This is a genomic window from Achromobacter sp. 1L-A-4-B-C2 (genome assembly GCF_057291955.1).
In genome coordinates, this window is record NZ_JBXAWP010000005.1 from 304,525 (window position 1) to 328,584 (window position 24,060).

At 65.8% G+C, this 24,060-nt stretch carries 18 protein-coding genes; 3 read left to right on the forward strand and 15 right to left on the reverse strand.

The annotated features are described in order from the left end of the window. Positions 1-12: 12 nt before the first annotated feature. The 13 genes from AC0Z35_RS23460 to AC0Z35_RS23520 all read right to left on the reverse strand — a co-directional run bounded on the left by AC0Z35_RS23460 (position 13) and on the right by AC0Z35_RS23520 (position 14,612). A complete protein-coding gene (locus AC0Z35_RS23460; RefSeq protein WP_485132883.1) occupies positions 13-1,320 on the reverse strand; it encodes an acyl-CoA thioester hydrolase/BAAT C-terminal domain-containing protein in 1,308 nt (435 codons plus the stop codon). A 9-nt stretch (positions 1,321-1,329) separates the two neighbouring features. After that, on the reverse strand, positions 1,330-2,325 hold the full coding sequence (locus AC0Z35_RS23465; protein WP_485132882.1) for a Bug family tripartite tricarboxylate transporter substrate binding protein: 996 nt from the start codon (positions 2,323-2,325) through the stop codon (positions 1,330-1,332). Between the two features lie 229 nt (positions 2,326-2,554). Then, positions 2,555-4,216 (reverse strand): TRAP transporter large permease, encoded by a 1,662-nt coding sequence (locus AC0Z35_RS23470; RefSeq protein WP_485132881.1) that lies wholly within the window; start codon positions 4,214-4,216, stop codon positions 2,555-2,557. Between the two features lie 2 nt (positions 4,217-4,218). Then, positions 4,219-4,881 (reverse strand): TRAP transporter small permease subunit, encoded by a 663-nt coding sequence (locus tag AC0Z35_RS23475; protein ID WP_104145092.1) that lies wholly within the window; start codon positions 4,879-4,881, stop codon positions 4,219-4,221. Between the two features lie 152 nt (positions 4,882-5,033). After that, the gene (locus AC0Z35_RS23480; protein WP_046806934.1) at positions 5,034-6,128 is read right to left on the reverse strand and encodes a TRAP transporter substrate-binding protein; all 1,095 of its coding nucleotides are present in this window, start codon (positions 6,126-6,128) and stop codon (positions 5,034-5,036) included. Between the two features lie 391 nt (positions 6,129-6,519). Continuing rightward, complete coding sequence (locus AC0Z35_RS23485) at positions 6,520-7,092, reverse strand: lipocalin family protein (RefSeq protein ID WP_485132880.1); 573 nt, start codon at positions 7,090-7,092, stop codon at positions 6,520-6,522. A gap of 15 nt (positions 7,093-7,107) precedes the next feature. After that, complete coding sequence (locus AC0Z35_RS23490; protein WP_120156106.1) at positions 7,108-8,193, reverse strand: SAM-dependent methyltransferase; 1,086 nt, start codon at positions 8,191-8,193, stop codon at positions 7,108-7,110. Positions 8,194-8,195: 2 nt separating this feature from the next. Further along, positions 8,196-9,029: a DUF1295 domain-containing protein gene (locus tag AC0Z35_RS23495; RefSeq protein WP_485132879.1), complete on the reverse strand. Its 834-nt coding sequence runs from the start codon at positions 9,027-9,029 to the stop codon at positions 8,196-8,198. Beyond that, on the reverse strand, positions 9,026-10,324 hold the full coding sequence (locus AC0Z35_RS23500; protein ID WP_485132878.1) for a class I SAM-dependent methyltransferase: 1,299 nt from the start codon (positions 10,322-10,324) through the stop codon (positions 9,026-9,028). Before AC0Z35_RS23500 ends, AC0Z35_RS23495 begins: the two co-directional genes overlap by 4 nt. 166 nt (positions 10,325-10,490) lie before the next feature. Further along, positions 10,491-11,384, reverse strand: a complete 894-nt coding sequence (locus AC0Z35_RS23505) for an alpha/beta hydrolase (protein WP_104145088.1) — start codon at positions 11,382-11,384, stop codon at positions 10,491-10,493. Between the two features lie 131 nt (positions 11,385-11,515). Further along, positions 11,516-12,073, reverse strand: a complete 558-nt coding sequence (locus AC0Z35_RS23510) for a DUF1415 domain-containing protein (RefSeq protein WP_104145087.1) — start codon at positions 12,071-12,073, stop codon at positions 11,516-11,518. Continuing rightward, entirely contained in the window at positions 12,070-13,539 is a 1,470-nt protein-coding gene (locus tag AC0Z35_RS23515) for a M20 family metallopeptidase (protein ID WP_485132877.1), read from the reverse strand. The genes AC0Z35_RS23510 and AC0Z35_RS23515 overlap by 4 nt, the downstream gene beginning before the upstream one ends. Positions 13,540-13,694: 155 nt before the next feature. Beyond that, the gene (locus AC0Z35_RS23520) at positions 13,695-14,612 is read right to left on the reverse strand and encodes a LysR family transcriptional regulator (RefSeq protein WP_485132876.1); all 918 of its coding nucleotides are present in this window, start codon (positions 14,610-14,612) and stop codon (positions 13,695-13,697) included. Positions 14,613-14,733: 121 nt separating this feature from the next. On the opposite strand from AC0Z35_RS23520, the gene AC0Z35_RS23525 reads away from it, so the two are divergent. Together AC0Z35_RS23525 and AC0Z35_RS23530 are read left to right on the forward strand one after the other, a co-directional pair. After that, entirely contained in the window at positions 14,734-15,687 is a 954-nt protein-coding gene (locus AC0Z35_RS23525; RefSeq protein WP_485132875.1) for an alpha/beta hydrolase, read from the forward strand. Between the two features lie 19 nt (positions 15,688-15,706). Further along, positions 15,707-16,693 (forward strand): Bug family tripartite tricarboxylate transporter substrate binding protein, encoded by a 987-nt coding sequence (locus tag AC0Z35_RS23530; protein ID WP_485132874.1) that lies wholly within the window; start codon positions 15,707-15,709, stop codon positions 16,691-16,693. A 132-nt stretch (positions 16,694-16,825) separates the two neighbouring features. On the opposite strand, the gene AC0Z35_RS23535 is transcribed toward AC0Z35_RS23530, so the two are convergent. Then, complete coding sequence (locus AC0Z35_RS23535) at positions 16,826-18,454, reverse strand: methyl-accepting chemotaxis protein (protein ID WP_046806942.1); 1,629 nt, start codon at positions 18,452-18,454, stop codon at positions 16,826-16,828. A gap of 285 nt (positions 18,455-18,739) precedes the next feature. Here AC0Z35_RS23535 and AC0Z35_RS23540 point away from each other — a divergent pair, with 285 nt between their 5' ends. Further along, positions 18,740-19,648 (forward strand): LysR substrate-binding domain-containing protein, encoded by a 909-nt coding sequence (locus AC0Z35_RS23540; protein WP_485132873.1) that lies wholly within the window; start codon positions 18,740-18,742, stop codon positions 19,646-19,648. Between the two features lie 122 nt (positions 19,649-19,770). On the opposite strand, the gene purL is transcribed toward AC0Z35_RS23540, so the two are convergent. Continuing rightward, positions 19,771-23,820 (reverse strand): phosphoribosylformylglycinamidine synthase, encoded by a 4,050-nt coding sequence (purL, locus tag AC0Z35_RS23545; protein WP_485132872.1) that lies wholly within the window; start codon positions 23,818-23,820, stop codon positions 19,771-19,773. Positions 23,821-24,060: the final 240 nt, after the last annotated feature.

Sequence of the window (24,060 nt, forward strand, 5' to 3'; positions counted from 1 at the left end):
GGCTCCCATGGCTCACAAGCCGTCGGCCGGCGTACCCGCTGCCCGGTTCAAGAATTCCAGCACCGCCAGGTAAGACCCCTCGTTGCCCGCCGCATTCGCGGCTGGCGTACCCCCCGCGTCCAGCAGGAGGCCCGACATTGCGTGCGGCTTGCTGATCAGCGTGGCCGGCAGGTACGGGTAGTGCACGTGATGCCCCGCCCCCATGCACACGTGGTGGAACGTGGGCAGCCCATGCGCCTGGCGCTGGCGCATCACCATTTCGGAATACGCGGTGCTGGGCCAGAAGCCGTCATCGGACGCGCTGATCAGCATGACCGGGCCGGGATATTTCTCGACCGGAATGCGTGCGCGCTCCACCGCCGCCGCATCGCGCGTGGCGCTTAGAAAGGCGTGGGTTTGCCGATACGGCGGCTCGGACGCGTAGGCCGCTTCCCAATCGGCACTGGCGTTGTTCTGCCACAGATGCGGTAGCGGCTCGCCGTTTTTCGTCCACACCTGCGCATCGCGGCCCGTGCCGGGCGAGCCCGCGCTGACCACGCCGTGCATGACGGGCGACGGCACGTAGGCGGCCACCGCGCTGACCAAATCGGGATAGTGCGAGGCCACCAGCAGCGAGGTCTCGCCGCCCCGGCTGATGCCTGACAGTGCCACGAAGCCGTCGCGCGGCGCCAGCTCGGCATGCGCCCAGCGCAGCGCGTGTTCAAAATACTCCAGCGGCATGTCGTTCAGGTACTTCGGACGGCCGTCGTAGTTGAAGATGGCCAGCCCCAGGCACTGGAAACCGCGCGCGGCAAACAGCGCGGCGCGCGGCGCGTTGACGCCGCCCGACGAGCCGTTCATGTAGATGACCAGCGGATGCGGCCCCGGCCCCGCCGGCGTATACAGTTCGCCCGAAACGGTCATGCCGCCGACTTGTTCGCGCACCGCGCGATGCGTGACGCCCTCTTCCAGAAAATCCTGCACCAGTTGCGCCGACGCGTGCTGCGTCCCGTCCGTCGCGTCAATCTGGACCACCAGCGGCTCGGTGCGATCGGGCGGAAACACCACGCGGCTCATGTCTTCGCACACCATGGACCACACCAGGCCCATGGCGGACGGCTCGGCGTAGCTGCCGGACACGGGGCTGTCGCGCCCCAGGTCCAGGCTACCGTCGTGGCCCGCCACGAACACGGCTTGCGAGCGCCACGGCGCGCCGCACATCTGCATGCTGGCCCGGACGGTGATGAAGGCATAGGCCGGAAAGCCTTCGATGCGGATGTCGCGGGCGACGTCGATCAGGGCGATTTCGGGGCTGACGGTAATGCGGGCTTGGTCGGTCACGGTGCGTCCTTACGCTTTCAGATCGGTCTTGGGCACGCCGTTGGCCTTGATGACCTCGGCCCACATGGCGGATTCGTCGGCAATGACCTTGTCCAGGTCCGCCGACGACGTGAACTCAACGGCCACGCCCTGCTCGGCGAATTGCTGGATCAGGCCAGGGTCGCGCGTGCCTTCGCGCACGGCGTTCTCAAGCACCTTCACCACGTCCGCCGGCATGGCGGCGGGGCCGGAAATCATCATGCGCGTGTACAGCTCGAAGCCATCCACGCCCGCCTCTTTCATGGTGGGCACATCGGGCAGGCTGGACAGGCGCTTGTCGGCGGTCACGGCCAGCACCTTCAGCTTGCCCGACTTGATGTTGGCCAAGGCCGACGTGGGAAAGTCGAACGTGCTTTGCACCGTGCCGGCCATCAGGTCCAGCAGCGCGGGGCCGCTGCCCTTGTACGGCACGTCTTGAAACTGCGTGCCGGTCTTGGACTGGAAATGCAGCAACGCCAGGTGGTTGATAACGCCTCGCCCGGCATGGGCGCAGGTGATGTCACCGGGCTTTTTCTTGGCCAGCGCAATGAATTCCTGCACGGTATTCACGCCCAGGTCGGGGTGCACGATCAACAGCATGGGCGATTTGCCCATTGACCCCAGCTGCTTGAAGTCCGACTGCTGGTACGGCAGGTTGTTGTATAGCAAGGGGTTCAGGATCATGCCGTTGGTGCCGGCAAAGCCCAGCGTGTAGCCGTCGGGTTCGGCGCGCGCCACCGCCACGGTGGCGATGATGGCCTGGCCGCCCGGCCGGTTTTCCACCACCACGTTCTGCTTCAGGGTTTTGCCCATGCGCTCGGCCAGCGCGCGGGCCGCAATGTCCGTCAGGCCGCCGGGCGCAAAGCCCACCAGCAGGCGCACGGGGCGCGTCGGAAATGCGGTCTGCGCCCACGCAAGGCGCGAGGTGAGCGGCATCAGGGGCAGCGCGGCAAGCGCGGCCAGGGCATGGCGGCGGGACACATTCATACGACTCTCCAGCGGGGGCAAGGGCAAAGACAAGGCAATGCGGCACCGTCCGCGCGTGCCATGACAAGACGCCGCGTGGCCGGACACAGGAAATGGGGAAAGACGCACAGGCCGCACGCCGAACAGCGGCGGTCACAATGACGGTATCTTGTATGCAATACCTTTGGACCGCCATTTAGGGATATCCCCAAAAGAAAAATGCCGGCATCGCTGCCGGCATTCTGGTCCGCTACTTGAAGTCCGCCCCCGGATCGTCACCGCCATAGGTGCTGGTGCCGTAGGACGTATCGACCTCGATCTTCACCTTGCTGGAATCCACCTGCGCCTCGTCGCTCTTGTAGTGCATGACCAGGCCGGGAAACGCCATCACCGCCGCCACCATCGCCAGCTGAATCACGATGAACGGAACGGAGCCGCGATAGATCTGGCCCGTGGTGACGGGTTCGATCATCCTGCCCGTGACCTTGTCCTTGTACCGGTCCTTGGGCGCCACCGATCTCAGGTAGAACAGCGCAAACCCAAACGGCGGGTGCATGAACGAGGTCTGCATGTTGACCGCCAGCAGCACGCCGAACCAGATCAGGTCGATGCCCAGCTTGTCGGCCACCGGCCCCAGCAACGGCACGATGATGAAGGCCAATTCGAAGAAGTCCAGGAAGAAGGCCAGCACGAAGGTCAGCACGCTGACGGCAATCAAGAAGCCCAGCTCGCCGCCCGGCAGGCTGATCAGCAGGTGTTCCACCCACAAATCGCCGTTGACGCCCCGGAAGGTCAGGCCGAACACCGTCGAGCCCACCAGGATGAACACCACGAAGGTGGACAGCTTGGTGGTGGTGTCCATGGCCTGCTTCATCAGGTTCAGCGTCAGGCGGCCACGGATCAGCGCCATGATGATGGCGCCCACCGCGCCCATGGCGCCGCCTTCGGTCGGCGTCGCCACGCCGATGAAGATGGTGCCCAGCACCAGGAAGATCAGGAATAGCGGCGGGATCATCACGAAGGTGACCCGTTCGGCAAGAGCCGACAGCAGGCCGATCTTGAAGACCTTGTTGACGCCGGCAATGATGAAGGCGGTCAGCCCCCAGATCAGCAGCGACAGCACAATCTGCTCGTCCACCGGCGCCGTATCGGCTTCGATGTATTGGCCGACAAAGTATGCGGACAACGCCGAGATCACCATCAGCACCAGCAGCGAACGACCGCCGCGCGTGCCGTTGGCTTCGTGAAACGACCGTGCTTCTTCAGGCAGCGCCGGCGCTGAATCCGGCTTCAGGTACGACTTGATGATGACGAACAACACGTAGGTGCCGGCCAACATGAAGCCGGGCACGATGGCGCCACGGTACATGTCGCCGATCGAACGGCCCAGCTGGTCGGCCAGGATGATCAGCACCAGCGACGGCGGGATGATCTGCGACAGCGTGCCCGACGCGGCGATGATGCCGCTGGCCAGCCTGCGGTCGTAGCCATAGCGCAGCATGATCGGCAGCGAGATCAGGCCCATCGAGATGACCGAGGCCGACACCACGCCGGTGGTGGCGGCCAGCATCGCGCCCACGAACACCACCGCGATGGCCAGGCCCCCGCGCACGGTGCCGAACAACTGGCCGATGGTTTCCAGCAGGTCCTCGGCCATGCCTGATCGTTCAAGCACCAACCCCATCAAGGTAAAGAATGGCACCGCCAGCAAGGTATCGTTGGAGATGATGCCGAAGATGCGTTGCGGCAAGGCCTGGAACAACGCCGCGTTCAAAAGGCCCAGTTCAATGCCGATCAACGCAAAAAGAATGCCGTTGGCCGCCAGCGCGAAGGCCACGGGAAAGCCCATCAGCAAGAACACCACCAAGGTGGCGAACATGATGGGAGCCATGTTTGCAGTCAAGAATTCCATGGTCAGCGTCCGTCCTGTCCGTGTTGATCGCCGGCGCCGCCGGGCGGCTTCCCACCTTGCGCCGCCAACGCGCGTTCTTCACGCACGCGCGCTTCTTCGGCGATTTCCAGCGCCAGGGCTTCCTCGGCGGAAATCTCGGTGGCGCGCGCGCCGGGGTCCGGGCACTTGCCCATCAGGAAGCCCACGCACTTGATCAAGTGCGACAGGCCCGCCAACACCAGCAAGGCAAAGCCAACAGGAATCAGCAGCTTGACCGGCCAGCGCACCAGGCCGCCGGTATTGGACGACTGTTCATTCGTCACGAACGAATCCATGAACACCGGCCAGGACAGGTAGGTGATGAGCAGGCAGGCGGGCATCAGGAAGAAGATGACGCCGAAGATGTCGATGTAGATCTGCTTGCGCCGCGACAGGCGCGAGGACAGCACGTCCACGCGCACGTGTTCGTTGCGCAGCAGCGTGTACCCGGCGGCCAACAGAAAGATGGCGCCGAACAGGTACCACTGCATTTCAAGCCAGGCGTTGGAGCTGATCTGGAAGACCTTGCGCACGACGGCGTTGCCGGCGCTGACCAGGACGACGACCAGCGTCAACCACGTCACGCACCGGCCGACCACCGTGTTGATCGCATCGATCAAACGGGATAGGGCTAAGAGGGCATTCATGTTGGATATCCGGACCGGCGCGGGACTTACGCGCGGTCAATGTGCAACTTGAGGAGAGACAGACAGGACAGAGGCGAAAAAACAGCGGCAAAAATCCAGCAGGCGCGCGGGGATGCGGCACATCCCCGCGCGCCTTGGGCACTGGCCGGGGCTTACTTGCCGCGGTTGATCGTGCCCATGTAGCTGTCATAGCTGCCTTCGGCAACACGGAACCAGGGCAGTTCGTTGTCGCGGAAGTTCTTCATGCTTTCGTAGACCTTCTTGAACACCGGATTCTTGGCGCTCATTTCGTCGTACAGCTTGACCGATTCCGCAAAGCACGCGTCCATGACGGGCTTGGGGAACGATTGCAGCTTGGCGCCCTGGGCGATCAGGCGGCGCAGCGCGGCGGGGTTCTCGGCGTCGTACTTGGCGATCATGTCGTTGGTCGCCGCGGCCGATGCCTGCGCCAGGATGGCCTGGTAGTGCTTGGGCAGCTTGTTGTAGGCGTCCTGGTTGACGTACAGCGACACTTGCAGCGTGCCTTCCCACCAGCCCGGGTAGTAGTAGTGCGGGGCCACCTTGTTGAAGCCCAGCTTTTCATCGTCGTAGGGGCCGATCCATTCCGCCGCGTCGATGGTGCCCTTTTCCAGCGCCGGGTAGATGTCGCCGCCGGCGATCTGCTGCGGCACCACGCCCAGGCGCGACAGCACCGCGCCCGCGAACGCGCTGACTCGGAACTTCAGGCCCTTCAGGTCGTCCACCGTCTTGATTTCCTTGCGGAACCAGCCGCCCATCTGCGTGCCGGTATAGCCGCAGGGGAAGTTGACGATGTTGTAGGTCTTGAAGACGTCACGCAGCAGCGACAGGCCGTCGCCGTGGCGCATCCACGAATTCATCTGGCGGGTGTTCAGGCCGAACGGCACGGCGGCGTCAAAGCTCAGGACCGGGTCCTTGCCGTAGTAGTAGTACGAGGCGCTGTGGCCGCATTCGATCGTGCCGTTTTGCACGCCGTCCAGCACTTGCAGCGCCGGAACGATTTCACCGGCCGGGAACACGCGGATGGAAAACTTGCCGCCCGTGGCTTCCGACACGTACTTGGCGACGCTTTCGCCGCCCGAGAAAATGGCGTCGGCACTGCGGGGGAAGCTGGAGGCCAGGCGCCAGTTCAGCGTGGGGGCTTCCTGCGCGATGGCGGGCACCGCCAGGGTGGCGCCGCCGGCAGCGGCTCCCAAAGTGGCTTTCTTCAAAAACGAACGGCGTTGCATGCAAGTCTCCCAACTTGGATAAAGTTCTTTTCCGGGTCCTGGGGCGAATTGGTGGAGCCCCGTGGGCGCGATCCCATGGGTAACAAATGGTCGCGCTTTTGATTTTGGGTGCGATGCTATGGGAAAAATAAACGCCGTACGTAGCGGGAAAACCCTTGCCGTAAGTTTCGTGAAATTTTTGTGCGTCACGGCACTGGTATGACCAGCCCCGCTTTCAGGGCCGCGTCATTGCCTTCTGCACGGGTATGGGGACCGGATCAGATGGCGCGATGCCGGATTCGACCGGCAAATAAAAACGCCGGTTTATATAACCAAAAAATATTTAGCGCGCGTCGCATTCCGACGCCCTGCCCTGGCCCTTGCCCTTGCTCTTGCGCTGCCCCTCAAGCCCCTAGCGCTTGCCAGCTTCAGGGTAGGTGCGCGGGTCCGGCCCTTGTTCGGGCCACTGCTGCGGCACGCGGCGCAGCAATGCCGGGTCGTAGCCCAGCTCGCGCACCTTGTCGACCAGGCGCGCATAGTCGGCATCCGGCAAGGTGGGCGTGCGCGCCATGATCCAGACGTAGTCGCGCTTGCTGCGGCCGATGATCGTCTGCTGATAGGCGTCGTCCACATAGGCAATGACGTATTCCGCCTGGATCGGCCAGATGAACTGCATGCCCCACACCGCGTTGCCGGTGCCGGGTTGCACCGTGCCTTCGGGCCGCATCGTTTTCACCTTGGCGTCAAAACCGCCGTGGCGATAGCGGAACGTGGTCTGAATGCCCCCGTCGGGCAGCAAGGCGTAGGTTTCCACCGCGTTGAACGACGCGCGCTCGGGCCAGGTCGGAATGCCAGCGATGACGTACCAATCGCCCATGAAGCGCGGGATGTCCACCTGCGCCACGGGCGGCATGGGCGTGGGGCTGCCGCAGCCCGTCAAGGCGGCAAGCAACGCCAAGCCGGCAACGCGTAAGGTCTTGCGCATGGGCAGTGCCCTCCTTTAGTCTGGCCGCGCAAAGCGGTAGTGGGCCACCATCCAGGCCTGCCCGTTCTGGTAGCCGAACAACTCGGCGCACGCCATCCAGAACATGCGCCAGCGGTTGAACCACAGGCGGGCCAGCGGCGCGCCGTAGGCCTTTTCCAGCACTGTCAGCACCTGGGCGCGATGGGCGTCCTGGTTGGCCAGCCAGTGGTTCGCGGTGCGTTGGTAGTGGCTGCCGTCAACCAGCCAGCGCGCTTCGATGCGCAGGTCGCCCTGAAACCACAGCAAGGTGTCTGCCGACGGCATGAGGCCGCCCGTGAAGAAATGCCGGCCCATCCAGTTGTCGTCGCCCTCGGTCTCGAAGGGGTACATCAGGCTGCGGTGCGCAAACAGGTGCACGAACAGCTTGCCGCCCGGACGCAGCCATGACCCGATCCGCGCCAGCAGCGCCTGGTAATTGCGCATGTGCTCGAACATTTCCACGGACACGCAGCGGTCGAAGGTCTGCGGATGCAGTTGCAGCGTGTTGACGTCGCAGGTGATGACCTCGACGTTGTCCAGCCCGCGCGCGCGGCATTGCGCCTGGATGTGCTGGCGCTGCGAGGCGGAGTTCGACACGGCGGTGATGCGCGCCGTCGGATAGCGTTCGGCCATCCACAGGGTCAACGAGCCCCAGCCGCAACCCAGTTCCAGAATGCGCTGGCCGTCCGCCAGTTCGGCGCGCACGCCATATAGCTCCAGCATGGCGGCTTCGGCCTGGTCCAGCGTTTCCCGCCCCGTGGCGTAATAGCAGCCGGAATACTTCAATTGACGGCCGAGGCACAACGTGAAGAATTCCGCGGGCAGTTCGTAGTGCTGGGCGTTGGCGTCGTCGGTGTGTATGGCCACGGGGCTGGCGCGCAGTTCATCGATCAAATGTTGGTAGCGCCGCGCCTGGGCGGCGGGGCCACCGGCGCTTTCGTCGCGCAGGCGTTGTGCGCACAGGCGCCGGATGCCCAGGCGCAAAAGCGCGTCGGGCACCAGGCCGCGTTCAGCCAGCCCCAGCAGGCCGGGCGCGGCCCGGTCGGAAGCCAGGCGCGATTCAGTCAACGTGGCAGCGTTCATGATTAGTCCTCAGGCGTCGGGGTGCGGTGATGCGGTGATCCGGCGCAATCGCGCTTCGGAAACCACGGAAACAGCATCGGCGTAGTGCGTTGATACTGGCGATAGTCTTCGCCCCGGCTGCGCAGCGCTTGCGCCTCGGTGTAGGGAATGCCGCTGATCCAGCGCAGGAAGATGTACATGGCAATGGGGCCCACCCACGCCAGCCAGGCCAAGCCGCTGCCCGCCGCCAGCGCCACGTAGCTGAACCAGTGCAACCATTCGAAGAAATAATTGGGATGCCGCGATACGCGCCACAGGCCGGCACGGCAGGTGCGACCACGGTTGGCGGGGTCTGCGCGAAAGGCGTCCAATTGCCGGTCAGCCACGGTTTCGCCCGCCACCGACACCGCCCACACCAGCACGCCCAGCCAGGCCCAAGGCGTCATGCCGGGCACGGGGTTGGCGGCCACGGCAATGAACGGCAAGGACATGAAGACGACCAGCCCCGCCTGCGCCAGGAAGAACAGCGCGAATTTGCCCTGGCTGCCGTTCCAGTGCGCGCGCAGGGCACGGTAGCGGCCGTCTTCTTCGCCGTGGCGCACGCGCTTCCAGATGTGCAGCGCCAGCCGTCCCGCCCAGACGCCGCCCAACACGGCCAGCAGCACACGCGGGGTGGCCGCGCCCGGGCCGGTCCAGGCCAGCAGGACGGCGGCCACGGCCATGCCGGATGCCCACATCGCGTCGACGATGCCCGCGTTGTGATGGCGCCGCTGCCACAGCCAGCCGCCAGCCATCAGCAACGCGGCCACGGCGGCCACCATCAGGGCTTGCATGATGGGCGTCATGTCGGGCGTCATGGCGCCGCCCACCGCGCCGCTGCCGGCGTGGCCCCGGGCCGCGCCAACAACAGATGCGACACGCCGATGGCGCGTTCGCGAAAGCCGCCTTCGCAGTAGGCCAGGTAAAACTCCCACAGGCGGATGAAGCGGTCGTCAAAGCCCTGCCCGCGCACCGCGTCCACGTTCGCCATGAAGCGCTCGCGCCACGCTGCCAGCGTGCGCGCGTAAGACAGGCCAAAGTCCTCCAGATGCACCAGGCTCAGGTCGCTGGCGCGCGTCTTGGCTTGCAGCATCGCCTGGATCGACGGCATGAAGCTGCCGGGAAAGATATGCCGCTTGATGTAGTCCACCGCCTTGAGCGCCTGCGCATAACGATGGTCTTCGATGGTGATGGCCTGGATCAGCGCCATCCCATCGGGCTTGAGCAGCTGGCCCACCTTGCCGAAATACGTGGGCAGGTAGTCGGCCCCGATCGCCTCGATCATTTCTATGGACACGAGCTTGTCGAACTGGCCGTGCAGGTCGCGATAGTCTTGCAGCAGCACGTCCACGCGGTATTGCAGGCCGGCGCGGCGGATGCGTTCGGTGGCCAGCGCGTGCTGCTCGCGCGAAATCGTCGTGGTGGTAACGCGGCAGCCGTAGTGGCGCGCCGCGTGCAGCGCAAAACCGCCCCACCCCGTGCCGATCTCGACCACATGCTGGCCGGGTTGCAGGTCCAGCTTGCGGCAGATCACATCCAGCTTGCGGGTGGACGCCTGCTCCAGCGTGTCGTCCTCGCCCGCCCACATGGCGGACGAATACATCATGTCTTGCGACAGGAACAGGCCGAAAAAGTCGTTACCCAGATCGTAGTGGGCGGCAATGTTGCGGCGGCTGCCGGCGCGCGTGTTGCGGCGGCACGCATGCAAGGCGCGCATCGCCACGCCGCCCAACCGCGCCACGCCACGCTCCATGCCGTCAAGCAGATCGCGGTTGCGCACCAGCAGCCGGATCAAGCCAGTCAGGTCGTCGCAGTGCCAATGGCCGTCGCCATAGGACTCGCCCCCGCCCACGCTGCCGTTGGCGGCAATGGCGCGGTAGAAGGCGGGATCTCGCACCCGCAGGCGCAACAGCCGGGCCGCTGTAGCGCCCTGCCCGCCCAGTTCAACGCTGCCCATTGCGTCGTCAATCACCAACCGTCCGCCTTGCAATTGCGCCAGTTGTCCCAGCAAGCGCCGACGCAACAGGCGCTCGGTCAGCGACAGGGGCTGCGCGGCCTGAGGCGCGCAAGCCTTGTCCAGCGCCAGGCGTTCGGAGTCAGAGGGAGATCTCATCGGTCTTCTCCTGGTTCGGAGGGTTAAGCGCAAGGGTTTCGGTGGGCGTCGGAATTCCCGGCTGCGCGTGTGGATGCCGTATATACGTACGCCCGGATGCATTGGATTCATCGGGGAAAACCCGTAGCACCGGGCCGATATGCGACCCATGCGCTACTTGAACGCGCTATGGGTCGGCCCGCAGCGGCCCGCCCGACGCATCCAAGACAAAACCCGCCAAGTCGTCCAGAACCGGCGCCCGCCAGCGCAAGGGACGCGCCAGCGCGCCGGCCAGCAGCGCGTGCCCCAGGCCGTCGTAACGCACCAGCGTCACGGGCACATGGGCGGCCTGCAAGGCGGCGGCCAGGCCTTCGGTGTTGCGATGCGGGTCGACCGTGGTGTCCGCCATGCCGGCCATCAGCAAGGTGGGCGGCGCGTGGGCCGTGACGTGGGTAATCGGCTGGGAGTCGGGCGGCGTGCCCGGAAAATGGAAGACCGGCTTCAGGCTGGCCGCCACGATCGGCAGGAAGTCATAGGGGCCGGCCATGCCGATCCACCCGCGCAGCATCGACGGTGAGGCGCCCTGGCGCTGTAGCCAGCGCGGGTCCAGCGCGATCATGGCGGCGTTGTAGCCCCCCGCGCTGTGGCCCGCCACGAAGACGCGCGCGGGGTCGCCGCCGTAGTCGGCCACGTGGCGCAGCGTCCACGCGACGGCGCGCGCGCAATCGTCCAGGAAGTCGGGATAGGCGGCGTCGGGGTATAGGCGGTAATCGGCGATCACGGCCAGGATGCCGCGCGAGGCCAGCGCGTCGCCCACGAATTTGTAGTCGGCGCGCGAGCCATTGCGCCAACTGCCGCCATAGAAGAAAACCACCACGGGCGGGTTCCGCACCCCGGGTGGCGCGTAGATATCGACGCGTTGGCGCGGGTCGTCGCCATAGGCCACATCGGTGACGATGCGGCTGGCGTTGTCGGGCACCGCGCCGTTAAGCACCGTCAGCGGCGAGCAGGCCGTCAAGCCCAGGATCAGCAAGCCGGCCAGCAGCAACGCCAGCAAAGACGCCACGGGCACGCTACGCATCGCCGCGCGCCCGCGCGATCAGTGAAAAGTGTGGCACCGCCGTCTCCTGTCGCGTCGTGGGAAGGGTCTACCCGGCGGGGGCAGCCCGCGGGGTGTCATCCCATATACGAAGCAAACGGCGAAATGGATGCCTAGGGCCGGGTCATCAGTTTTTTCCAGCCTTCCAGGCCCAGCTTTTTCATCGTGTCGATGTTCTTTTCATAGATGTCCGAGGCGTCCGGAAACGACTCCACCGCGCGGTCGATGCTGTCTTCCCGCAGCAAGTGCAGGATTGGGTACGGCGCGCGGTTGGTGTAGTTCTCGATGTCGTCCGGCTGCGTGTCGGCAAACTGGAATTGCGGGTGGAACGTGGCCACCTGCAATTCGCCCACCAACCGCATGCGCTTGAGCAGGCGGTCGGACAGGTCCTCGAAATCGTTGAAATCCAGGAAGTCGTCCAGCGCGTCGGGAATGATCAACAAGGTGGTGTCGATCTTCTCGGGGTCGGTCTCGGCCAGCAGAGCAAGCTCGTCCTGCAAGTCGGTCAGCACCCCTTCGGCGTCGGTGGCGTCGCTGACGGCAAAGCGGATCTGGTCCTTGACCTGAACCGCCTTGGCGAACGGGCAAAGGTTCAGGCCGATCACGGCCTGATTCAGCCAGTGGCGGGTTTCAGCCACCACGTTGGCATAAGCGTCGGAAGTCGAAATCATGCCGGCATGGCCGCCATGGTTTGCGCAACGGCGGCCGTCAGCTTCTTGCCATAAGGCACGTGCAGGAATTCATTGGGGCCGTGCGCGTTCGACTTGGGGCCCAACACGCCGCACACCATGAACTGCGCCTTCGGAAAGCCCTTTTGCAGGATGCTCATCAGCGGAATCGTGCCGCCCTGGCCGATATAGCCGCAAGGCTGGCCGTAGTACTGCTGGGACGCTGCGTCCAGCGCCTGCGTCAGCCACGGCACGGAAGCCGGTGCGTTCCAGCCGGTGGCGGCGCCTTCGTTGGCCTTGAAGATGACCTTGGCGTTGTAGGGGGCGTCGGCTTCCAGCAGTTCCTTGATTTCCTGCGAGGCGGCCACGGCGTCGATCAGCGGCGGCAGGCGCAGCGACAGCTTGAACGCGGTGCGCGGACGCAGCACGTTACCGGCGCTGGACAGCGGCGGCAGGCCTTCGGCGCCGGTCACCGACAAGGTCGGGCGCCACGTGCGGTTCAGCAGCGCTTGTTCGGGCTCGGTCGTCATCGGCAGCACAAAGCCGCCTTCGGCGCCGCAGCTCCAGGGGAAACGGCGCCACACTTCGTCGCCCAGAATGCGCGCGGTGGCGGCCACTTGTTCAACGCGTTCGGCGGGAATTTCGCAATGCAGGCTTTGCGGCAGCAGGCGGCCGGTGGCGCTGTCTTCAAGGCGGTCCAGCAGATGGCGCAGGATGCGGAACGACGACGGCACCACGCCGCTGGAATCGCCCGAATGCACGCCTTCGTCCAGCACCTGCACTTCCAGCGTGCCCGACACCATGCCGCGCAGCGAGGTCGTCATCCAGAGCTGGTCGTAGTTGCCCGCGCCCGAATCCAGGCACACCACCAGGGCGACGTTGCCCAGGCGGTCGCGCAGCGCGTCCACGTACGGCAGCAAGTCGTAGCTGCCCGATTCTTCACAGGTTTCCACGATGCCCACGCAGCGCGGGCGCGGGATGCCCTGCTTGTCCAGCGCCATGATGGCGGTCAGCGAGGCGTACACGGCATAGCCGTCGTCCGCGCCGCCACGGCCATAAAGCTTGCCGTCTTCATACTTGGGAGTCCAGGGGCCCAGGCCCGCGCGCCAGCCCGAAAATTCCGGCTGCTTGTCCAGGTGGCCGTACAGCAGCACGGTGTCGCCGTTGTCGCTACGCGTGGCGGGCGCGTCAAAGAAGATGACGGGCGTGCGGCCAGGCAGGCGCACCACTTCCAGCTTCAGGCCGGACACCTTTTGCGCTTCGACCCAGGCGGCGGCATCGCGCACCACGCGTTCGATGAACGCGTTCTTTTCCCAGTCGGCGTCAAACGCCGGGCTCTTGGCCGGGATGGCGATGTAGTCGGTCAGCGCGGGGATGATTTCGTTGTCCCACTTGTCGTCGACAAGCGCCTGGAGGGCGTCGGGATCAAGGGTGGGCGGCAGGGCGTCGTCGGGGATACGGGCGTTCATGGCGCGGAATCCTGTAGGGTGCGTGGGGGGCGGGATTGGGGTAATCCGGTATTTTATGCCCGTGGCCGCCATCGCGGGGCGCGGGCGCGGCGTCGGCGGCTTCGGCTCGCCGTCATTTATGGCAGCCCCAGCCGGCGTCGCCCCACGCAAGTGCGTCATCGAGCCGCGTACGCTTCGATACGCCCCCACACATCGCGCGCCAGGGGTTTGGCGTTGTCTACCGATTGATAAATCCGAATTTCCATATGGATGTCATTGCGGGCGCTGTCGGCGCGCACCAGGGTGCCTGCGCGCAGATCCGGTTCGATCAATGTGTGCGGCAGCCAGGCCAGCCCGAACCCTTGGCGCGCCATGGCGTGTAGCGCGTCGGCCAGGTCCGACTCGTACATCGTCTGCAACTGCCCGATCAGGCACAAGCCGCGCAGCCGATCGTCCAGGATGCGCCCCAGCGACATGCTGTCGGCATAGGCCAAAAAAGGCACGGGCGGATCGGACGGCAGCTTGGGCACGGCGTAGCGCGGATGCCGCCCGCCCGCCGCCACCGGGGCGCTGACAGCCACCAGCTTGTCGGCGCCCACGCGGCGCCACCGGTAGCCGGGGTTGTCGATCTTTGCGTACAGCGGCTCGTGCGCGTGGCACAGCAGAAAGTCCACTTCGCCATCGGCCAGCATGTCCACGCCGTAGTTCAGCGTGGTGGTGACCACCTTGAGCTGAAACGGCGCCATGCCCTGCTGCACGCGCGCCATCACGCCGGGCAGCACCGAATGCGCCAGCGTCTTGCCCGACGCGATGGTGATTTTCCGATTGCGTTCCTGCTCGGGCTTTTGCAGGGCCTGGCGCGTGTCGCGCAGGATATCCAGCACATCGATCGCCGCCGCCAGCATGCTGCGCCCGGCCGCGTTCAGCGTCGACACCTGATGGCCGCGTTCCACCAGCGGCACGCCCGCCCATTCCTCCAGCGCCTTGATGCGGCGCCCGAACGCCGGGTGCGTCACGCTGCGCGCCTCGGCCGCCTGGAACATATTGCGCGACTTCGACAGCGCGACGAAGTCCTCCAGCCATTTCGTGTCCATCGGTATTGCTCCGTCCCAGCCCTGGTTCATCTGTGCCGATTCGGCACAGGCATTGCGCATTTTGCACAAGCCAGAAACATCTGGCAACTAACATCCCGGCATCGACTTCTGGAAAACCCTGATGCCCGACTCCCCCGTGTTGCTCAAGTCCATCCGCAGCCATTTCGTGGGCGGTGCCGAGGCCGTGGCCGGCGGCGTGCCCATGCAGCAAATGCAGGTCGTTGACAACGCGCCCCGCCTGATCGACATGAACGGCGGCTACCCCGTCGGGCAGTTGTACGTGCAGGAATACCGGCTGGCACAACCGCGCCACCCCTACCCCGTGCTGCTTTGGCACGGCGGCGGCATGACGGGCGCGCAATGGGAAAGCACGCCGGACGGACGCCAGGGCTGGCTGTGGCGGCTGCTGCAATCGGGCTATGACGTTTTCGTATCCGACGCGCCCGAACGGGGCCGCGCGTCCTGGGCCATGTACCCGCAGGTGTACGACAGCGCGCCCATCTTTCGCTCCAAGGAAGAGGCGTGGCGCCTGTTCCGCATCGGCTCGGAAGCCGGCTATGCACCGGCCGGTCAGCCGCGCCGCGCCTATCCCGCGCAGCAATTCCCGGTAGAGGCCTTCGACACGTTCGCCAAGCAGTTCGTACCGCGCTGGCTGACGCATGGCGAGATGGCGCTGGACGCCTACCGCGCCCTGCTCGACCTTACCGGCCCGTGCATCGTGGTCGGACACAGCCAGGGCGGCGGCTACGCCACGCTGTTGGCCCAGGAATACGCCAGCACGGTACGCGCCGTGGCGGCGCTGGAACCCACCGGCACGCCCGCCGCCGCCGCCCCCGGCCTGCCCCCGCAATTGCTGGTATGGGGCGACCACTTTGGCGCCGACGACACCTGGCAGCGCTACCGCGCGCAAACCGATGCGTACTGGGCGGCGCTGCGCGCGGCCGGCCAGCGCGCCGACGTGCTGGACCTGCCCGCCACCGGCATCGCCGGCAATTCCCATTTCTGCATGCTGGACCGCAATAGCGACCAGATCGCCGAATTGATCGTCGATTGGCTCGCCCGCAGCCTCGACTAACCTTCGCCTGGAGACACTGATGACTTTCAAGAAAACCACCATCGCGCTGGCACTGCTGACCGGCGCCACGCTGGCCGCCGGCGCCGCGTCGGCCCAGCAAGCCGCCTACCCCGCCAAGCCTGTGCGCCTGATCGTGCCGTTTGCACCGGGCGGCACCGCCGACATCATCGGCCGCGTGTTCGCCGCGCAGCTGGGCACCGAGCTGGGCGCCACCGTGGTCGTTGAAAACAAGGCCGGCGCGGGCGGTTCGATCGGCACGCGCTTCGTGGCGGACTCCGCGCCCGACGGCTACATCCTGCTGCTGGCTTCGTCCAGCACGCACGGCACCAACCCGGCGGTGTACAAGTCGCTGACGTATGACCCCGTGCAGGACTTCACCGCCATCACGCAGCTGGTGACGGTGCCGGGCGTGCTGAGCGTGACCAAGGACTTTCCCGCCACCGACCTGAACGCGCTGATCGCCGCGTCCAAGGCCAACCCCGACAAGTTCACCTACGCCTCGTCCGGCGCGGGCGGGCTGGGCAACCTGGCGATGGAACTGATGAAGTCGATGACGGGCGCCAAGCTGATGCACATCGCCTACCGTGGCGCGGGCCCGGCGTTCACCGACGTGATCAGCGGCCAGGTGTCGATGATCTGGGAACCGGTGCCGGCGTCGCTGCCGTACATCAAGGGCGGCCAGATCCGGCCCATCGCCATCGCGGCCGACGCGCGTTCGCCCGAACTGCCCGACACGCCCACCTTCAAGGAAGCCGGCCTGCCGCGCTACGAAGCCAACGCCTGGAACGGTTTGCTGGCGCCCAAGGGGTTGCCGGATGACGTGAAGAAGGCGCTGCACGACGCGTCGGTCAACGCCCTGAACACGCCGGAAGTGAAGGCCAAGCTGGCCAGCCTGGGCGGCACGGTGGTGGCCGGTTCGTCGGACGCATTCCAGCAAGTGATCGCCAGCGACGTGAAGAAGTGGAAGAACGTCGCCGCCGACGCCAATATTCAGCTGGACCAGTAAGACGGAATAAGAAAAGCGCCCCGAGGGGCGCTTTTCTTTTTGGCCGACGGCGGTGTCGCGATCGGCCCAGGGCAGGCTGGGAAAGGCTGGGTTGCGGCTCCCCGGTCGGGGACCCGGCTAAGACGCCCCGGCTCAGGCGCCCAGCAGCGCCGGTTCGCCATTGCGGCCCAAGGCAGCGGCGTCGGCATCGATCACCTGTCCGCCGGCTTGCAGCTTGAACACCGCCACCGCTTCACGCAGGCGTTGCGCCTGGGCTTCCAGCGATGCGGCGGATGCGGCCGCCTGCTCGACCAGCGCGGCGTTTTGCTGCGTCACGCTGTCCATCTGCGACACCGCCTGGTTCACCTGCTGAATGCCTTGCGACTGCTCTTCCGACGCGCTGGAGATTTCGTTGATGATGTCCGTCACGCGGCGCACCGACGTCACGATCTCCTGCATGGTGGCGCCCGCGGCTTCCACCTGGTCCGAACCGATCGACACCTTTTGCACCGACTCGTCGATCAAGCCCTTGATTTCCTTGGCCGCCTGGCCGCTGCGCTGCGCCAAGGCGCGCACTTCGCTGGCCACCACCGCAAAGCCCTTGCCCTGCTCGCCCGCGCGCGCCGCTTCCACCGCCGCGTTCAGCGCCAGGATGTTGGTCTGGAAGGCGATGCCGTCGATCACGCCCACGATATCGGCGATGCGCTTGGAGCTATCCGCAATGCCGCGCATCGTGCCCACCACGTCGCCCACGGCCTTGCCGCCGCGCGTGGCCACTTCCGAAGCCGCCGACGCCAATTGCGAAGCGCTGCGCGAGCTGTCGGCATTGTTCTTCACCGTGGACGACAGCTCGTCCATGCTGGCGGCCGTTTCTTCCAGCGACGCGGCCTGCTGCTCGGTGCGGGAAGACAGGTCGATGTTGCCCGCCGCGATCTCGCGCGACCCGGTGTGGATTTCTTCCACGCCCAGGCGCACGGCCGACACGGTGCGCGACAAGCTGTCCTGCATGCGCTTGACGGCGGCATACAGCACGCCGATTTCGTTATTGCCACGCTGCTCGATGCGGTTGCTGAGGTCGCCGCCGGCAATGCGGTCAAACAAGCGGCCGGCCTCGTGCAGCGGACGGAACACCGAACGCGCAAAGATCGCGTACAGGCTGACCACCAACACCGCCACCACCACCAGCAAACAGATCAGCACGACGATCGCGCCGTTGATGCGCGTGGACGCCTCGCGCGCCACACGCTGGCCCACGTCGTCGGCGTAATCCACGTACTTCTGGATAGCCTGCGTGAACAGGATGCCCAGCGGCGTGACCTTTTCCAGGTTCAGGCGGCTGGCGTCCTGCGGCTTGCCCGCGCGAATGGCCGCCACCATCGGCGCAATGGCGTCGCGCACATAGACGTCGTAGGCGGCCAGCGCGCCGTCGAACAACGGCTTACCCACTTCCGTGGTTTCTGGAAGCTTGCGCGCGGCGTCGATCAAGTCAGACGCCTTCTTGGTATAGCCATCCAGGCGCTGCATGCTGGCCATGTTGTCGATGGACTTGCCTTCCAGCAGCGCGCTCTGCGCGGCCAGCAGCACCAAGCGGGCGCGCAGCAGTTCGGCGCCCGCGCCATCCACCGCGTTGGCGCGGACGAGGTTGGTGTCCAGCAGCACTTCGATCGAGGTGCGGTTGGAGGTCAATTGTTGATAGACGGCCACGCCGGTCAATAGGAAAAGCGCGAAAAAGACGCCCAAGGCGGTCGTCAGGATTGCGCGAATACTTAGGTTCTTGAACATGAAAAGCCACTCCGGGTTGCATTACGCTCTACGGGTTTACGGCAGGTTGCAACGAAAAGTTAAATATCTCATTACGTTACAAAAGATTGTCAGCGAGCGATGCCTCGCAAGCCCCAATCGGCCTGCAAGCCGCGCCAGTGTTGAATCCGCATGCGCTGGACACGGCTGCGGCGCCCTGCCCTTGCTTGCTACCTTGACAGCTAATGAACTACGGTCGGTCAGCACTTTGGATGAGTAGCCGGGGACCTTTCAGCAAGCTCGACTGAGCAATAGGGGGGCATCAACATGAAGTTGCAGCAGGTATTCGATTTTCTTGCCGTCACGCAACATGGCAGCGTGCACGCGGCAGCCCGCGCCACCGGACAAACCCAACCGGCAATGACCAAGTCCCTGCGGCGTCTTGAACGCACGCTGGGCTTGTCGTTATTCGACCGGCACGCCAAGGGGATGCGGCCCAACGACTACGGCAAGCGCTTCTTGCCGCACGCGCAATACCTGGTTCACGAAACCAAGCGCGCCCGCGACACCATGGCGCAGATGCGGGGCGAACGGCTGGGTACCGTTCAATACGGCATTTCGGCGGCGGCCTCGGTGCTGCTGGCGCCCACGGCGATTCAGCGCTTTCGGCAGCGCTACCCCGAGGTTGAACTGCACTGCCGCAGCGGCCTTTACCATTCCCTGATGCCGCTGCTGCGCGATGGGCAACTGGATTTCGCCATCTGCCCCGTCAACACGGACCAAGCCGACCAGAACCTGACCGCGCGCGCCTTGCTGACCTGCCCCTTGGTGGTCGCGGCGCGCCGCAACCACCCTTTGCGGCAAGCCCAGGCGTTGCAGGAACTGCGCGACGTGGTGTTCGCGGTGGCGGGGCCGCCCGGCCAGCCCGGCGCGTCGGTGTACGACGTGTTCTTGCAGGCCGGCCTGGGCACGCCGCGCGTGGACATGCACACGGACGGGGTGATCGACACGGCGGCGCTGGTGGCCAACAGCGACCGCATGGCGTTGCTGCCGACCACGTTGATCGCCACCGGGATGCTGCGCGAACAGCTCGACATCGTGCCCATCACCGACCCGCTGCCCGACTACGTGATCGGGCTGCTGCAACGCACATCGCAGCCGTTGACACCCGCGGCGGAAGAGCTGGCCAGCCAGTTTGAACGCGAAGCGGGAACGCTGCGGGCGGCTGCCAGTTAAGCGTCACAGCGGACGCAGTGACAACAAAAAGGACGGGCAACGCCCGTCCGGCAACAACAAAAAAAGGACGGGCCGTGGCCCGTCCTTTTTGTCATACGGCGGCGGCATTGCCGCCCCCGGGCTTACTTCAGCCAGACGCGCGCATTGCGGAAGATGCGCATCCAAGGGCTGTACGTGCCGCCCTGGTCGGCGCTGCCCCATTTCTCGGGCGCCCACGACATCATGACGTTGCGGGTCACGCGTTCCGGGTGCGGCATCATCACCGTGAAGCGGCCATCGGCGGTGGTGACGGAAGTCAGGCCGCCCGGGCTGCCGTTCGGGTTGAACGGGTAGGCTTCGGTGGCCAGTCCACGGTTGTCGATGTAGCGCGCGGCGGTCAGCACGCGGCCGGCATCGCCCTGCTGGGAAAAGTCGGCAAAGCCTTCGCCGTGCGCAACCGCGACCGGGATGCGGGCGCCTTCCATGCCGGCAAAGAAGATGGACGGCGACTTGGCCAGTTCCACCATCGACAGGCGTGCTTCGTACTTTTCCGACTGGTTGCGCGTGAAGCGCGGCCAGTGCTCGGCGCCCGGAATCATCGGAGCCAACGCCGCCATCATCTGGCAGCCGTTGCACACGCCCAGCGCAAACGTATCAGGACGCGCGAAGTACGCGGCGAACTGATCCGACAACTGGCTGTTGAAGCGGATGGTGCGCGCCCAGCCTTCGCCGGCGCCCAGCACGTCGCCGTAGCTGAACCCGCCTACGGCCACCAGGCCCTGCATCTGCGCCAGGTCCACGCGGCCGGCCAAGAGGTCGGTCATGTGGACGTCGATGGCTTCGAAGCCCGAAGTGTCGAACGCCCAGGCCATTTCCACCTGGCTGTTGCAACCCTGCTCGCGCAGGATGGCCACGCGCGGACGCTTGCCGGTGTTGATGAACGGCGCGGCGATGTCTTCTTGCGGGTCGAACGACACGTTCGGGCTCATGCCCGGGTCGGTCGTATCGTTCCAGACGTCCAGTTCGGCTTGCGCGCAAGCCGGGTTGTCGCGGCGGGCCATGATGCGGTAGGACACTTCGCTCCAGGCGCGGCCGAGTTCAGCGCGCGGCTGGCCCCAGACCTTCTTGCCGTCGCGGTAGAACTCGACTTCGTCGGCGCCGTTCAGGCCGCCGATGACGTGCGAGTGAGCCGACAGGCCCGCGCCGCGCAGCACTTGCATGACCGCGTCGCGTTGCGCGGCGGGCACCTGGATGACGGCGCCGGCTTCTTCCGAGAACAGCGCCTTCAGCGTCAGTTCTTCGCGCTGCACCTTCACCTGGTCCGGGCGGATCTTGTAGTCGCCCCAGTCCGCCGATTGCGGATCGAACGTCAGCATGTCCAGGTTCACGGAAATACCGGTGCGGCCGGCGAAGGCCATTTCGGTCAACGTGGCGAACAGGCCGCCGTCGGAACGGTCGTGGTAGGCCAGGATGGTGCCGGCTTCGGCCAGCGTGCGGATGGTGATGAAGAACGCGCGCAGGTCTTGCGGCGCGTCGATGTCCGGCACGGTTTCGCCGACTTGGTTGTACGTCTGCGCCAGGATCGAGCCACCCATGCGGTGACGGCCACGGCCCAGGTCGATCAGGATCAGCACGCTGTCGCCGGCGTCGGTACGCAGTTGCGGGGTCAGGCTGGCGCGCACGTCGGCCACCGGCGCAAACGCCGTGACCACCAGCGACACGGGCGCGACCACCTGGCGCTGCTCGCCGTCCTGTTCCCAGGACGTTTTCATGGACAGCGAATCCTTGCCCACGGGGATGGACAGGCCGGTGGCCTGGCACAGTTCGCTGACGGCGGACACGGTGTCATACAGCGCGGCGTCCTGGCCATCGACGCCGCAAGCGGCCATCCAGTTGGCGGACAGCTTGATGTCTTCCAGGCGCGCCACGTCGGCGGCAGCCAGGTTGGTCAACGCTTCGGCCACGGCCATGCGGCCGGACGCCGGGGCGTCCAGCATGGCGATGGGGGTACGTTCACCCATCGACATGGCTTCGCCACGGAAGCCTTCGTAATCGGCCAGCGTCACGGCGCAGTCCGCCACCGGCACCTGCCACGGGCCAACCATCTGGTCGCGGCTGGACAGCCCGCCCACGGTACGGTCGCCAATGGTGATCAGGAAGGACTTGTTGGCAACGGTGGGGTGACGCAGCACGCGGTAGGCCGCTTCCGTCAGGTCGATGCCGGCCAGATCCAGCGGCGCGGACACGCCCGGCAGGCGGCGCACGTCGCGCGTCATGCGCGGCGGCTTGCCCAGGATGACGTCGATCGGCACGTCCACGGGGCGCACTTCGGCCTCGCCTTGCGGGCGGATCGTGTCCAGGCCGGGCAGGCCCTCGCCGTCCACCACGCGCAGCTGGCGTTCTTCAGTGGCCACGCCCACCACCGCATACGGGCAACGTTCGCGGCGGGCGATGGCGTCAAAGCGTTCCAGGTCTTTCGGCAGAATCGACAGGACATAGCGTTCCTGCGATTCATTGCTCCAGATTTCAGCGGGCGACAAGCCCGACTCTTCCAGCGGCACGCGCTTCAAGTCGAAGATGGCGCCACGGCCGGCGTCGTTGACCAATTCCGGGAAGGCATTGGACAAGCCGCCCGCGCCCACGTCGTGGATGGCGATGATGGGGTTGTTCTCGGCCTGCTGCCAGCAGCGGTCGATGACTTCTTGCGCGCGGCGTTCGATTTCCGGGTTGCCGCGCTGGACGGAATCAAAGTCCAGTTCGGCGGAGTTGCTGCCCATGCTGATGCTGGATGCGGCGCCGCCGCCCATGCCGATACGGAAGCCCGGGCCGCCCAGCTGGATCAGCAGCGCGCCGGGGGGAATCACGTCTTTATGGGTCAGGCCGGCGTCGATGCTGCCCAGGCCGCCCGCGATCATGATGGGCTTGTGATAGCCCCAGCGCGTGCCGCCTGCCGTCTGCTCGAACGAACGGAAGTAGCCCAAGAGGTTGGGACGGCCGAATTCGTTGTTGAACGCCGCGCCGCCGATGGGGCCGTCGATCATGATGGACAGCGGCGAGGCGATGCGCTCGGGCAGGCCGTGGTGGTCGGCTTCCCAGGGTTGCAGCGCGTCGTCGAAACGCAGGTGCGACACGGTAAAACCGGTCAGGCCGGCCTTGGGCTTGGAGCCCCTACCGGTGGCGCCTTCGTCGCGGATTTCGCCGCCCGCGCCGGTGGATGCGCCCGGGAACGGGGCAATCGCGGTCGGGTGGTTGTGCGTTTCCACCTTCATCAAGGTGTGCACGGTGGTGTCGCGGCGGATGTACCTGGCGCCGTCAGCGCCCTGCCCCGTGACGCCGGGCACGCCGGCCTGGAAGCGCTGCGCGGGGCCGCCTTCCATGATGGCGGCGTTGTCCGAATACGCCACGACCGTGCCTTCCGGCTGCGCCTTGTGCGTGGCGCGAATCATGCCGAACAGCGTGTTCGGTTGCGATTGGCCGTCGATGACCCATTCGGCGTTGAAGATCTTGTGGCGGCAGTGTTCGCTGTTGGCCTGCGCGAACATCATCAGTTCCACGTCGGTGGGGTCGCGCCCCAGGTCGGTGAAGGACTTGGCCAGGTATTCGATTTCGTCTTCTGACAGGGCCAGGCCCAAGGACACGTTGGCTCCGGCCAGCGCCTTGACGCCATCTGCCTGCACGCCAACCGTGCGCATCGGCTTGCCGGCCAGCGTCTGGAACAGCGCCTGGCCGTCGAAGTTGGCGTCGACCACGGTTTCGGTCATGCGGTCGTGCAGGCAGTCGGCCGCGCGCGCCAGCATGGCGTCGTCAAACGACTTGGTGCCAAGCAGGCCACGTTCGGGGGTGATGACATAGCGCACGCCGCGCTCGATGCGGTGCACCGACGACAGGCCGCAATTGTGGGCGATGTCGGTGGCCTTGCTGGCCCACGGGGAAATGGTGCCCAGGCGCGGAATGACCAGCAGCGACAGGCTCTTGGCCGGGGCGTCGGCTGTGCTGGGGGTGCCGTAATCCAGCAGTTGGGTCAGGTGTTGCTGCTGTTCGGCCGTCAAGGCGGCGTCGGTGCTGACGAAGTGCTCGTAGCGAGCGGAGATGTCGGCCACCGGCAGGCCGGCTTCCTTCAATTGCGCCAACAGGCGATCGCGACGAAAGGAGGACAGGACGGAGGAACCAGGCAGATGCTGAACTAGGGACACGATGCGGGCGCCGTATAAGGATGGGTGCAAAAAGTGATTTTACCTGTTTAGGGGGTTTTCCCGGAGCTGTTGTTCAAGAAGCTAGCCAAGCGGCCATTTCGGCCGATGTTACAAAAGAATTCCAACGCCGCCGCACAAAAATGGTGCACGGCAATATCGCGGTAAAGCCTTGGTGTCATCGCGCCCTGTCGCTGGCGACAGGCGCCGTGCGGCCCGGAAGGCACGGCCGACTCTGACGCA